11 protein-coding genes are annotated in these 12,583 nt (G+C 67.2%); 5 read left to right on the forward strand and 6 right to left on the reverse strand.

What is annotated here, in order from left to right; translation table 11 throughout:
- Positions 1-119: 119 nt before the first annotated feature.
- Positions 120-257 carry a hypothetical protein gene (locus OR37_RS21800; RefSeq protein WP_165570592.1) on the reverse strand — a complete coding sequence of 46 codons (138 nt, stop codon included), beginning with the start codon at positions 255-257 and terminating at the stop codon, positions 120-122.
- Between the two features lie 248 nt (positions 258-505).
- Here OR37_RS21800 and OR37_RS08945 point away from each other — a divergent pair, with 248 nt between their 5' ends.
- Positions 506-3,520: a TonB-dependent receptor gene (locus OR37_RS08945; RefSeq protein ID WP_004618412.1), complete on the forward strand. Its 3,015-nt coding sequence runs from the start codon at positions 506-508 to the stop codon at positions 3,518-3,520.
- Between the two features lie 141 nt (positions 3,521-3,661).
- On the opposite strand, the gene OR37_RS08950 is transcribed toward OR37_RS08945, so the two are convergent.
- The 3 genes from OR37_RS08950 to OR37_RS08960 are packed head-to-tail and all read right to left on the reverse strand — an operon-like array spanning position 3,662 to position 7,844.
- Positions 3,662-5,197 (reverse strand): DHA2 family efflux MFS transporter permease subunit, encoded by a 1,536-nt coding sequence (locus OR37_RS08950; protein WP_004618413.1) that lies wholly within the window; start codon positions 5,195-5,197, stop codon positions 3,662-3,664.
- Between the two features lie 29 nt (positions 5,198-5,226).
- Entirely contained in the window at positions 5,227-6,390 is a 1,164-nt protein-coding gene (locus tag OR37_RS08955) for an HlyD family secretion protein (protein ID WP_004618415.1), read from the reverse strand.
- A 26-nt stretch (positions 6,391-6,416) separates the two neighbouring features.
- Positions 6,417-7,844 carry an efflux transporter outer membrane subunit gene (locus OR37_RS08960; protein WP_004618417.1) on the reverse strand — a complete coding sequence of 476 codons (1,428 nt, stop codon included), beginning with the start codon at positions 7,842-7,844 and terminating at the stop codon, positions 6,417-6,419.
- 112 nt (positions 7,845-7,956) lie between these two features.
- Here OR37_RS08960 and OR37_RS08965 point away from each other — a divergent pair, with 112 nt between their 5' ends.
- A complete protein-coding gene (locus OR37_RS08965; RefSeq protein WP_004618419.1) occupies positions 7,957-8,565 on the forward strand; it encodes a TetR/AcrR family transcriptional regulator in 609 nt (202 codons plus the stop codon).
- 89 nt (positions 8,566-8,654) lie between these two features.
- On the opposite strand, the gene OR37_RS08970 is transcribed toward OR37_RS08965, so the two are convergent.
- Together OR37_RS08970 and OR37_RS08975 are read right to left on the reverse strand one after the other, a co-directional pair.
- Positions 8,655-9,833: a vWA domain-containing protein gene (locus OR37_RS08970; RefSeq protein WP_004618422.1), complete on the reverse strand. Its 1,179-nt coding sequence runs from the start codon at positions 9,831-9,833 to the stop codon at positions 8,655-8,657.
- A gap of 109 nt (positions 9,834-9,942) precedes the next feature.
- Positions 9,943-10,464, reverse strand: coding sequence for a GNAT family N-acetyltransferase (locus tag OR37_RS08975; protein ID WP_004618424.1), 522 nt, complete (start codon positions 10,462-10,464; stop codon positions 9,943-9,945).
- A 212-nt stretch (positions 10,465-10,676) separates the two neighbouring features.
- On the opposite strand from OR37_RS08975, the gene OR37_RS08980 reads away from it, so the two are divergent.
- From OR37_RS08980 to OR37_RS08990, 3 genes are all read left to right on the forward strand, one after another.
- Positions 10,677-11,291: a histidine phosphatase family protein gene (locus OR37_RS08980; protein WP_004618426.1), complete on the forward strand. Its 615-nt coding sequence runs from the start codon at positions 10,677-10,679 to the stop codon at positions 11,289-11,291.
- Between the two features lie 98 nt (positions 11,292-11,389).
- On the forward strand, positions 11,390-11,644 hold the full coding sequence (locus OR37_RS08985; protein WP_004618428.1) for an exodeoxyribonuclease VII small subunit: 255 nt from the start codon (positions 11,390-11,392) through the stop codon (positions 11,642-11,644).
- A 37-nt stretch (positions 11,645-11,681) separates the two neighbouring features.
- Positions 11,682-12,566, forward strand: a complete 885-nt coding sequence (locus OR37_RS08990) for a polyprenyl synthetase family protein (protein ID WP_004618430.1) — start codon at positions 11,682-11,684, stop codon at positions 12,564-12,566.
- The last annotated feature ends 17 nt before the right edge of the window (positions 12,567-12,583 follow it).

The raw sequence follows: 12,583 nt of genomic DNA on the forward strand, positions 1-12,583 counted from the left end.
CAGAGTCCGGCGACCTTGGTAACGCCGCGACGGAAAGGGTTCAATGCCAAAATACAGGACAGTATCCTGAAATACGGGACTTAATCTGGCGCATTCCGCGTTCCTCGAGCGGTCGTCCATCAAAGCTCCAGGCCGATGGCGTCGAGGGGGCGTTCGCGCGGGCGGCGCGGCGGCGACAAGGCAAGGGTCCGGTCATGCGTCCGGCCCATCGCCTCGCCCAGAAGCAGGTCGCGGGCTTCCAGATTCATCTCCGACACTGGCCAAGTCGCTGTCGCTCATCCGCAATAAATGCGCGCCGAACGCAATTTGGGCTGGATAAACGCCAAAGCAACGCTATTCTCCCTACAAGTTGGGATGATCTCTCATTATATGAGATTTGGGCAGTTCCGTTCTAGCGTTGGCTCAATAGGCCAAGCCCGTCTTTCCCAATGGCGAGCCGCTGTCAAAGCGGCCGGACGATCAACACGGCCGCGCGCGAGCGGGGCCGCCAAGGGAGAGGAAAACCATGGGCTCGCAGTCCAAGAACAATGGCGCCTTGCGGACGGGATGCTCGGTGCTCGCGCTTTCGGTCGGCGCTTCGCTGCTGACGGCCTTCGCGGCGGCGGCGCAAACCGCCCCGACGCCAGTCGCGCAAGACAACACCGCGGTCGAGGAGGTCGTGGTCACCGGCTTCCGCGCCAGCTTGACCAGCGCCATCAACACCAAGCGGGTCTCCAACAACATCGTCGACGTGATCAAGGCCGACGACATGGCCAGCTTCCCCGATGCGAACCTGGCCGAGTCCATCCAGCGCATTCCAGGCGTGTCGATCACCCGTGATGGCGGGGAGGGCCGCAACATCACGGTTCGGGGCCTGGGCGGCGACTTCGTCCGCACCACGCTCAACGGCATCGAGGCCTATTCGGCCACCACGGGCTCGACGCTTGGCGTGGTCGCCGGCATCAATCGCTCGCGCGGCTTCGACTTCTCGACCTTCGCCTCGGAGCTGTTCAACAGCGTCACCGTCAGCAAGTCGCAGTCGGCCGAGATGGACGAAGGCTCGCTGGCCGCCACGGTCGACCTGCAGACCGGCCGTCCGTTCGACAAGAAGGGCTTCCGCGCCGCCGCCTCGCTGCAGGGCGCCTACTACGACAACAACAAGACCAAAGCCCCGCGTTTCGCCGGTCTGATCAGCGACACCTGGGGCAATTTCGGCGCCTTGTTCTCCCTGGCCTACAGCAAGCGCAAGGCCATGGAAGAGGGCTATAGCGACACCTCGCAGTCGGACTATTCGGACGCGAACAACGGCTTCTGCGGCACCGCGACCAATATCGCCGGCCAATCCGGCAACACGGTGATCAACACCCCCATCCCGTATGTGAATCCCCTGTCGGGCTCGGGTAACCGTCCGGCCGGCCAGTGCTTCTCGGGCCTGCCGTCGGATCCGACCGCCTATGCGGCCATCAACCGGCCCAACGTCTTCCTGCCCCGCAACCCCGGCCTGGGCCGCTTCCAGCTAGACCAGAAGCGCCTGGGCATGACCGGCGGCCTGCAATGGCGGCCGAGCGACAAGACCGACGTGACCCTGGATCTGGTCTACTCGCAGTTCGACCAGGACCGCTCCGACTACGCCCTGTCGAACGCTTCGCTGAACCGCAACGTCAACGGCGCCAGCGCGGCCTTCCCGCTGTTCGCCGGCCGGGTCGACTCCCAGATCATGGACGTGCACGTCCAGGACACCGGGCAGGTCGACTACATGAAGATCAACAACGTCGACATCAAACACATCGAGGAAAAGAGTCAGACCACCACCAAGACCCACCAGATCGGCCTAACCCTGGACCACCGCTTCAACGACCGCCTCAGCGTCAACGCCAAGGTCGGCCACTCGGGATCGGACTTCCAGCAGCCCTGGGACGTGCTGATGTCCTATGACGGCTTCAACAAGCCGGGCTACATCTGGGATGCGCGTAACGACGCCCGCCGCCCGTACATCAACTACGGCTACGACGTCACCAACCCCGCCAACGTCACCTTCACCAATGCCGGCACGGGCCTGACGCCCGACATCCGAGTCGTGAAGGCCGCGGTGTTCAACACGCTCTGGACCGGCGAAGCCAACGCCAAGTACCGCCTGAACGACGTCTTCACGATCAAGGGCGGCGTGTCGCTGAAGGCGTTCGACTTCCAGTCCAAGCAGGTGCAGCGCCTCTACGCCAATAACAGCTCCACGGCCGTGACGGCCACGGGCACGATCCCGTTCAACTTCGCGCAGTTCGCCGCCGACTTCCCCGGCACGGCGCCGCTGAGCGAGCAGGTCACCGGCTTCGGCAAGCAGCTGGGCCTGCCGGCCGGCTCGGTCACCGGCTGGGTCGTGCCGAACGTCTCGGCCTACATCGACAAGCTGGGCCTGCTCTGCAACTGCGCCAACAAGTACGGCGACTTCACCCTGGCCATCAACTCGGCCCTGGGCAACAACCGCTCGGTCGAGGAGAAGGACACCGCCGCCTACCTGCAAGCCGACTTCGACACCGAGATCCTGGGCGGCCACCGCCTGCGCGGCAACGCCGGGGTGCGCTACGTCAAGACCGATCTGGACGCCACGGGCTACACCTCGCTGACCTCGCAGATCACGGTGAACCACAAGTACAGCGACTGGCTGCCGTCTCTGAACCTGGCCCTGGACCTTCGGGAAAACCTGGTCGCCCGCTTCGCCGCGGCCCGTGTCATGGCCCGCCCCAGCTTCGGCAATCTGACGCCCGGCGGCTCGGTGAACACGAACTTCGGCGCGCAATCGGCCTCGATCGGCAACCCGTTCCTGGATCCCTATCGCGCCAAGAACTACGACCTCAGCCTGGAATGGTACCCCTCCGAAGGCTCGATCGTCTCGGTCGCGGTCTTCGACAAGCAGATCGAGAGCTCGATCCAAACGATCGCGACGACCGAGGCTTACGGCACGACCGGCCTGCCGCTGGCCCTGCTGCCGGCCGGTCAGGACGCCTCGACGCCCTATCTGGTCACCCGTTCGCGCAACACCCAGGGCGGGTATATCCGGGGCCTGGAAATCAACTACCAGCAGCCGTTCCACTTCCTGCCGGGCCTCCTAAAGAACACCGGCACGATGCTGAACTACACCTATGTGGACAGCTCGGTGCTCTACTATCTGTCGTCCGGTACGGCCACGACGCCGGCGACCCAGATCCACGACCAGTTCCTGAACGTCTCGCCGCACTCGGTGAACGCTACCCTGTACTACGAAGACCAGAAACTGTCGGCCCGCGTGTCGGTGGCCTATCGCGACGAGTACCTGACGGCCCTGCCGTTCAAGTCCGAAGTGCCGGACGCCAACGGCAGCTACGCCACCACCAACGTCGACGCGTCGGCCTCCTACAAGCTGACGCCCCACCTGAAGCTGACCTTTGACGCGCTCAACCTGACCAACCAGGCCGCGGACCAGTGGAGCGGCAAGGTCCGCCGCGCCCAGCGGGTGTTCAGCGTGACGGGGCGCCAGTTCTTCCTCGGCGCTTCGTACACCTTCTAAAGTCCTTCGCTCCCCCGAAGGTCGCCAGGCGCGGGTCGAAAGGCCCGCGCCTGGATCCTAACAACGCCATGACCTCTATCGCCGGCAAGGTGATCTGCCCTTGAGGGACCTTGACCGGCGCGAAAGCGCCGCTGTGTTCGGTTAGTGCACCGCCGAGGTGTCGACCACGCGGGTTGGCTTCGGGGCCAGCCAAATGATCAAGGCCGCGGCCACGAAAAGCACGGCCATGGCCAGGAAGACCTGGTTGGTCGCCAGCATCACGCTCTGGCCCTGGACCAGTTGGTCCACGGTCCCGCGCGCCTGCTCGGTCGACATGCCGACGGCGCCCATCTGGTCCATGACCGCCTGAGGATCGTTCAGCACGCCCGCCAAGTCGTTGTGATTGCGGCTGGCGTTGTCGGTCCACACCGTGCTGACGATCGAGGTGGCGATCGCGCCCGACAGGGTGCGGCAGAAGTTCATCAAACCCGCCGCGCTGGCGGTTTCCGGCTCGTCGACGCAAGCCAGGGCCAGGCCGGTCAGGGGCACGAAGAACAGCGGCATTCCAAAGCCTTGCAGCAGCAGCCATTGGCCGATGTCGAAGAAGCCCATCTGCGAATTGGCCTGGCTGCGCATCACCGTGATCAGGCCCATCCAGACCAGGCCGGCGAACACCAGGCGGCGGGGGTCGACCTTGGCCGAAAGGCTGGCCGCGAACGGGGCCATCATCACCGCCGTGACGCCCAGCAACGCCGAAACGTGACCGGCGTCGGTGGCCGTGTAGCCCATGTTCTGCTGCAGCCACAGCGGGGTCAGCACATTGATCCCGAAGAAGGCCCCGAAGGCGACGCTGAGGGTGACGACGCTGGCGCTGTAGCCCCTATGCCGGAAGACGCGCAGATCGACGATCGGATTGGCGTCGGTCAGCTCCCAGATCAGAAAGGCCAAGAAGCCCAGCAGGGCGATGACGGCCAGGGTCACGATCAGGGGCGAGGCGAACCACTCGTGCTCCTTGCCCAGGTCGACCATGACCTGCAGCGCGCCGACCCAGATGGTCAGCAGCGCCAGGCCCACGACATCGACCCTGGCCGGGGCCAGCGGCGTTTCGTAGCGGTTCAAGAGCTTCCAGGCCAGCCAGCCGCAGATCGCGGCCACGGGCACGTTGATCCAGAAGATGAACGCCCAGCCGACATTGTCGCACAGGACGCCGCCGAGGATCGGGCCCAGGATCGGCGCCACCAGGGTCGTCATCGCCCAGAGACCCGTCGCCGCCGGAGCGTACTTTGGCGGGAAGACCTTCAGGAGCAGGGTTTGGGACAACGGCATCAGGGGGCCGCCGCAGGCGCCTTGCAACACCCGGAACAGCACCAGGAGGCTCAAGGACGGCGCCAGGCCGCACAGGAACGAGAAGAGGCCAAAGCCCAACATGCCCAGCACGAACACCTTGACCGCCCCGAACCGCGCCGACAGCCAGCCCGTCAGCGGCACGACGACGGCCTCGGCGACGGCGTAGGAGGTGATCACCCATGTGCCCTGGCTGGGCGAAACGCCCAGCGCGCCGGCGATGTTCGAGACCGAGACATTGGCGATGGTGGTGTCCAGCACCACCAGGAAGTTGGCGGCGGCCAGGATGAGGCCCGCGAAGATCATCATCGGACCGGACAGGGGCGGCGCGGGAGTCGGGGAAGCCTGGGCCATGACGGTGATCCTTGGAGGCTCGCGGGTGATCAGCGGCGGGTGTCGATGGCGGCGGTCATCGACAGACCGACGCGTAGCGGACGGGCCTTCAGCTCGGCGGGATCCAGCGCGATGCGCACCGGCAGCCGCTGCACCACCTTGATCCAGTTGCCCGTGGCGTTCTGCGCGGGGATCATGGCGAAGGCCGAGCCCGTGCCGCCCGACAGTCCCACGACCTTGCCGTGATAGGTCACCGAGCCTCCGTAAAGGTCGGACTTCAACTCGACCGGCTGGCCGATGGCCACCTTGCGCAGCTGGCCTTCCTTGAAGTTGGCGTCGACATAGGCCTGCTGGATCGGCGCGACCTGCATCAGCGGCGCGCCGGGCGCGACGCGCTGGCCGATCTGGACATTGCGGCGGGTGACGACGCCGTCGATCGGCGCGCGGATGACCGTGCGCTCGAGGTCCAGCTTGGCCTGCTCGACCCGGGCGCGGGCGGACGCGACCTCGGGATTGGTGTCGACCGTGGTCCCGTCGGTCAGGGCGGCGTTGGCGGTCAGCGAGCCGACGGCGGCGGCGCGATTGGCCTGGGCCTGTGTCTCGGCCGCCTTGGCCGAGGCCGCGGCGGCCTGGGCGTTGGCGAAGGCGTTCTGGGCGCGGGTCAATTCGTCGCCGGACACCGCGCCGTTGGCGGCCAAGGCCTTGCGGCGCTCAAGATCAATGCGGGCGCGCTCAAGGTCGGCTTGGGCCGAGGCCAGGCTCGCGGCGGCGCGGGTCTGGTCGGCCTCGCGCGCTGTGATCTGAGCGGCCAGGCTCTGGTCGGTGGCGAGGTAGCCCCGCACGCGACGCTCGGCCTTGGCGAGATCGGCTTGGGCCGAGGCCAAGGCGATGCGGGCGTCGCTGTCATCGAGGGTCACCAGCACCTGACCGCGCGTGACGGTCTGAGTGTCCCGAACCTCGACGCTGCGCACGGGCCCGCCGACCAGCGGCGTGATCTGGGCGACATCGGCGGCGACATAGGCGTTGTCGGTCTCGACGTGGTGGGATCCGACCAGGGCGTACCAGGCGCCGTAGCCGAGGCCGGCGGCCAACGTCAGACCCGCCAGGCCCGCGAACAGCTGCTTCCGTTTCGAAGTGTCGGCGGCCTTGGGCGCGGACACGGCGACGGGGGTATTGGCGGCCGGGATTTGGCCAGAAGCTTCGTTGTCGAACATGGGAGCGGCTCCGGAGAGAATTTGGGTCAGGCGGCGCGGAAGCCGCCGCCGAGGGCGCGCACGAGCGCGATGTCGAGGGTGAAGGCGCGGGTCTCGAGGTCGGCGACGGCGCGTTGGTCGGCGATCATCGCGTCCTCCGCGGTCAGTACGTCGAGATAGGTCGACAGAGCGCCGCGATAGCGCTGGACGGCGATGTCGTGAGCGGCGGCGGAGGCGCGCAGGGCCGCTCGGCTTTCGCTCAGGCGAACGTCCAGGGCGCGAGCGCTGACGGCGGCGTCGGCCACATCCTGAAGAGCCTTGGCCAGGGTCGCGTTGTAGGTGGCCACGGCGGCGTCGCGGTCGGCGGCCGCGCCGCGATAGTTGGCGCGCAAGGCCCCGCCCTCGAAGATCGGCAGGCGCACGGCCGGGCCGATCGAGCCGATCCGTGATCCGGCCTTGGTCAGGAGATCCAGGCCCAGCGCCTGCTGGCCGAAATAGGCCGACAGGTTCACATCGGGGTAGAACTGGGCCTTGGCCTGCTTGATGCGATGGCTCGCCGCCTCGGCGCGCAGGCGGGCGGCCACGACGTCGGGGCGTCGACCGATCAGGTCGACGCTCAGATCCGTCGGCAGGCCGAAGGCCTTGATCGCGCCGACCGTGGGACGGGCGATGGCCAGACCCCTGTCGGGACCCGCGCCCAAGAGGGCGGCCAGGCGATTGCGGGTCAGGCCGATCTGTTCGTCCACCGAGGCCAGGTCGGCGCGCGCCGAGGCCAGGCGCGCCTCGGCCTGGTCGGCCGCGCCCTGGTTTTCCAGGCCGTTGGCGACCCGTTCGGCCGTGAGGCTGGCGGATTGTCGCCGGATGCGGACCGCGTCCTGACCGGCGTCGCGGTCGGCGAAGAGCCGCGCGAGATCGGCATAGGCGGCGGCGATGTTGGTGGAGAGCGCCAGGCGCGCTTCGGCGGCGTCGGCCTCGGCGGCGTCGGCGTCCGATGTCGCCGCGGCGAGGGCCGCGCGATTCTTGCCGAAGAAGTCCAGCTCCCAGCCGAAATCCAGGGTGGTCCGGCCACTGTCGTTATAGCCGTGCGGCACGAACGCCGGAGGGACGCCGTTGTTGTAGCTCTGCTTGACCGAGGCATAGGCGCCGTTGGCCGCGAGGCTGGGCAGCGTCGCCGCGCGAGCTTGACCGGCGGCGGCCTCCGCCTTGGCCAAGCGGGCCTTGGCGACCGCCAGATCCGGCGCGTCGGCCAGGGCCTCGTCCATCAGAGCGTTCAGTTGCGCATCACCGTAGGTCGTCCACCACCGGTCCCGGGGCCAATCGGCGGCGGGCGCCGAAAGGCTGGTCGCCGAGGCATAGGCGGCGGGGGGCTTCGGCGCCTGCGCGGGCGTGACGGCGGGGAGGGCGGCGCAAGCGCCAAGGCCGCTGGCCAGCAACAGGCTGGCGATCACGGCGCGGAGGGAGCTTGGGGAGGGCATCGGCTGCTCGTTTTCAAACCGTACAGTATGGTCTAATTATATTTCGGCATGACGGCGTCAAGCGAAAAGTGTACAGCTTGGTCCAGAAAAGAGATTGGGAGGCCGCGAACCGATGCGGGTGAAGAGCGAGGAGAAGCGGCTGGCCATTTTAGAGGCGGCCAAGAGCGTGTTCCTGGAGCGCGGTTATGACTCGGCCAGCATGGCCGAGGTGTCCGCGCGCGTGGGCGGCTCCAAGCAGACGCTCTATAGCTACTTCGCGTCCAAGGAGGATTTGTTCGTCGCGGTGATGATCGAGAAGGGGGCCGCCCAGGTGCAGCCGCTGTTCGACATCCTGCACGAGAACGACAACCTGGCGGAGGCGATTCACGACTTCGTTCTGGCGTTCCTGCGCTTCATCACGACGGACGAGGTCGTGGCTTTCCGCCGGATCGTCTATGCCGAAGGCGCCAAGTCGGACCTCGGGAAATTGTTCTACGAGAACGGGCCCAAGCGGGGCTGGACGCGGATGGCCGAGGACTTCGAACAGGCGATGGACGCCGGCCGCATGCGCCGCGCCGATCCGTGGACGGCGGTTTACCAGCTTCACGCGCTCTGCGAGGCCGGACCCGTCCAACGTCTGCTGGAGGGCTCGGGCGGCCCGATCGACGAGGCCACGCTTCTGGCCGTCGCGGACGCCGCGACCGACACCTTCATTCGCGCCTACGAGGTCCAGGCGCGGTAGCTGGCGGCGGCGCCCTGGGCGTTGGTCCTCGTCAAGCCGCGCGGCGCCGCGGCGTTTGAAGACGCGCGAAGGGCGACGCGGCGGGGTCGCTACCCGCGCACCAGCTCCCGCATGGCCTTGTCCAGGCCTTCCAGGGTCAAGGGGAACATGCGGCCCGCCATGATCTGCTTCATGACGCCGATCGACTGGGTGTAATCCCAGTGCCGCTCGGGCGTCGGGTTCAGCCAGACGCAGCTCTGATAGATGTCGTTGACCCGCTGCATCCAGACGGCGCCGGGTTCCTCGTTCCAGTGCTCGACGCTGCCGCCCGGATAGGTGATCTCGTAGGGGCTCATGGTCGCGTCGCCGACGAAGATCACCTTGTAGTCGGCCGGGAACTTGTGGAGCACGTCGAAGGTCGGGATTTTCTCGGTGTGACGCCGCTTGTTGTCCTTCCAGACCGCCTCGTAGAGGCAGTTGTGGAAGTAGTAGAACTCCAGGTTCTTGAACTCGGTTTTGGCGGCGCTGAATAGCTCCTCGCAGAGCTTGATGTGGCCGTCCATCGAGCCGCCGATGTCGAAGAAGATCAGCACCTTGATGGCGTTGCGACGCTCGGGGCGCAGCTGGATGTCCAGATAGCCCTTCTCGGCCGTGCCCTTGATCGTGCCGGGCAGGTCCAGCTCGTCGGCCGCGCCGGTGCGGGCGAACTTGCGCAGGCGGCGCAGGGCGACCTTGATGTTGCGGGTGCCCAGCTCGACGCTGTCGTCGAGGTTCTTGTACTCGCGCTTGTCCCAGACCTTCACCGCGCGGCCATGGCGGCTCTTGTCCTGGCCGATGCGCACGCCCTCGGGATTGTAGCCATTGTTGCCGAACGGCGAGGTCCCGCCCGAGCCGATCATCTTGTTGCCGCCCTCGTGGCGCTTCTTCTGCTCGCGCAGCCGCTCCTGCAGCGTCTCCATCAGTTTCTCGAAGCCGCCCATGGCCTCGATCGCGGCCTTCTCCTCGTCTGTCAGGAACCGCTCGGTCAGGGCTTTGAGCCACTCCTCGGGGATGTCGGCCGTGACGCCTTCGCCGACGGTTTCCAGGCCCTTGAAGACGTGGCCGAACACGCGGTCGAACTTGTCGAGGTTCTTCTCGTCCTTCACCAGGCTGGCGCGGGACAGGAAGTAGAAGTCCTCGACCGAGCGGTCGATGACGTCCTTGTCGAGGGCCTCCATCAAGAGGAGGTATTCGCGCAAGGACACCGGCACCTTGGCCTGGCGGAGCTCGGAGAAGAAGCGGAGGAACATCGGCGGCGCTTTCGAACAGATGTTCGAGAGAATGGAGGGTTCTGAAACGAGACGCAACCGGGCGAGTCGGCGCGGGCCCGCCGAACCGCCTCGGGCTGGTGACGCCCGCTCAGCCTCGCCGCAGGATGAACTCCAGGTCTCGCGTCTCGCCGACCGGGAAATAGTATTCGCCGACCTTCTCGAACCCCAGGCGGCCATACAGTTTCTGGGCGCCGAAGTTCTCGGACCAGACGCCGATCCACAGCGGGCGGGGCCCGTCCTTTTCCAGCCAGTCCAGAGCCGTCTTCAGCAGGGCCGAACCGCGCCCGCCGCCTTGGCGGCTTCGCAGCACATAGAGGCGCTTCAGCTCGCCATGTTCGGGCCGGACGTCGTCGTGCGGCAAGTCGCAGGGACCCGCCAGCGCGTAGCCGATCGCTTCGCCGTTCTCGTCCTCCATCAGCCAGGTCGCCTTGTCGGGATGGGCCAGATCGTTCCGCGTGCGCTCCAGGCCGTAGGCATAGGCCAGGAAGGTTTCCAGATCCTCGGGCGGATAGAGGTGGGCGAAGGTTTCCGCGAAGGTGCGCGCGCCCAGGCTGGACACCGTGTCGGCGTCCTCGACCGTCGCGCGGCGGATGGTGGTGACGGCGTTCACGGTCTGACTCCTCCCTTGTCCGTCGCCCTCTATACCCGTTCGGCGCGTCGGGGCCATCGACGGCCGACCGCCGACGCGCGGACGGCTTGTGTCCTCTCGCGCGGGCGAGTACCACCGTCCGGCGCTTGGCCGCTTGGCGGCCGCGTCCGCGCGCGCTGTTCAGGAGGGGGAGGGGACGGAGCGGCTTCATCGCCCGCCGGCTTCTCTACAACATGGCCGACGTCACCATCGCCGACCACGCATCTCCCGCCGCCAGGACGGGGATCATCACCCTGGCCCGCCACGGCGAACCGGCGCTGTCGCGCAAGGTCAGGCTGAACGCCCCCGAATACGGCGCGTGGTGGGCGCGATACGAAGTAGGCGGCCTCAAGGACGGCCAGAGCCCGCCGGACGGGCTGATCCAGATCGCCCGCGACGCCGACGTGATCATCGCCTCGACCCGCCGCCGCGCGATCGAGACCGCCAACGCGGTGGTCGCGGGCAAGGCCTACGCCGCCGACGAGGCCTTCATCGAGGCGCCTTTGCCGCCGCCGCCCTGGCCGACCTGGATCCGCATGTCGCCCAAGCGCCTGGGGTTCTTCGCCCGGTTCTGGTGGTGGTTCTTCGACCATCACGGCGGTCAGGAGACCCGCGCCCAGGCCGAGGTCCGCGCCGACCAGGTGGCCGATCGGCTGATCGCGCTGGCCGACCAGGGCCAGGACGTGCTGGTCCTGGCGCACGGGTTCTTCAATTGGATGATCGCCCGGTCGCTGAAGCGACGTGGGCTGACCAAGTTGCTCGACCAGGGGCACGGCTATTGGAGCCTGAAGCGGTTCCGCCGGACCTGATCGCGCAAAGCCTCTTCCCTTTACCATGCCATGGCTCTACGCCGTTGCCCGCATCGGCCTGGGCCACTAGGTTGATCGCCGTTCCCCCGAGAGTTGAAATGACCGACGCCGCCGCCATCCCCGCCGACATCTCTGGCCTGAGCTTCGAGGAAGCCCTGGCGCAGCTGGAACGGATCGTGGCCGAGCTGGAATCGGGCCAGGCGCCGCTGGAGCGCTCGATCGACATCTATGAGCGCGGGGCAGCGCTGAAGGCCCACTGCGAGAAGAAGCTGGAAGCCGCGCGTCTGAAAGTCGAGAAGATCGTCCTGGGCCAGGGCGGAACCGTCGCCGCCGAGCCGGCGGAGTTCAACTGATGACCCCACACCGCCCGGATAGCGAAGGGAGGCGCGCGTGACCCACCTCGCCAGGCGGATCGTCCAGGCCGCGGATATCGTCACGGTGGCGCTCGACGAGCTGCTGCCGCGCGCCGACGGGCCAGAAAGCCGCCTGACCGAGGCCATGCGATACGCCGCCTTGGGCCCCGGCAAGCGCTTGCGGCCGTTCTTCGCTCTCGAGACCGGCAAGATGTTCGATTTGGCCGAGCGGCCGGTGCTGCGGGCCGCCTGCGCGCTGGAGTGCATTCACGCCTACAGCCTGGTGCACGACGACCTGCCGGCCATGGACGACGACGACGTCCGCCGCGGCCGTCCGACGGTGCACAAGGCCTATGACGAAGCCACCGCCATCCTGGCGGGCGACGCGCTGCAGACGGCGGCCTTCGAGATCATGGCCCATCCCGACACCCACGACGACGGCCATGTCCGTTCGGAGCTGGTGCGAAAGCTGGCCATCGCCTCGGGCGCGCGCGGCATGGTCGGCGGCCAGATGATCGACATCCTGGGCGTCCGCGACGACCTGGGCGCGGTGGCGCGGATGCAGCGGTTGAAGACCGGCGCCCTGATCGCCTTCGCCTTCGAGATCCCGCTGATCATCGCCCGCGCCAAGGAAGGCGAGCGCGCCGCCCTGATGGCCTTCGCCCAGGACCTGGGGCTGGCCTACCAGATCGTCGACGACATCCTGGACGCCGAGGGCGACCCCAAGACGCTGGGCAAGGCCGCCGGCGGCAAGGACGCCGCCATGGGCAAGACCAACTATGTCACGCTGCTGGGCCTCGACGCGGCCAAGGAGCGCGTGACGCTTTTGGCCGAGCAGACCCGTTCCCATCTCGAAATCTTTGGCGACCGCGCCGAACATCTTCGCGAAAGCGTTGATTTCGTGCTGGACCGCCGCAACTGACCGCGCTTTCTTCCGAC

The sequence above is a fragment of the Caulobacter vibrioides OR37 genome (genome assembly GCF_000372645.1).
GTDB lineage: Bacteria > Pseudomonadota > Alphaproteobacteria > Caulobacterales > Caulobacteraceae > Caulobacter > Caulobacter vibrioides_E.

Coding starts and splice junctions, on each gene's coding strand:
- OR37_RS08950 (WP_004618413.1), bottom strand. CDS start 5,197: ATGGCCCAGGCTTCCCCGACTCCCGCGCCGCCCCTGTCCGGTCCGATG.
- OR37_RS08955 (WP_004618415.1), bottom strand. CDS start 6,390: ATGTTCGACAACGAAGCTTCTGGCCAAATCCCGGCCGCCAATACCCCC.
- OR37_RS08985 (WP_004618428.1), top strand. CDS start 11,390: ATGACCGACGCCGCCGCCATCCCCGCCGACATCTCTGGCCTGAGCTTC.
- OR37_RS08945 (WP_004618412.1), top strand. CDS start 506: ATGGGCTCGCAGTCCAAGAACAATGGCGCCTTGCGGACGGGATGCTCG.
- OR37_RS08960 (WP_004618417.1), bottom strand. CDS start 7,844: ATGCCCTCCCCAAGCTCCCTCCGCGCCGTGATCGCCAGCCTGTTGCTG.
- OR37_RS08970 (WP_004618422.1), bottom strand. CDS start 9,833: ATGTTCCTCCGCTTCTTCTCCGAGCTCCGCCAGGCCAAGGTGCCGGTG.
- OR37_RS08980 (WP_004618426.1), top strand. CDS start 10,677: ATGGCCGACGTCACCATCGCCGACCACGCATCTCCCGCCGCCAGGACG.
- OR37_RS08965 (WP_004618419.1), top strand. CDS start 7,957: ATGCGGGTGAAGAGCGAGGAGAAGCGGCTGGCCATTTTAGAGGCGGCC.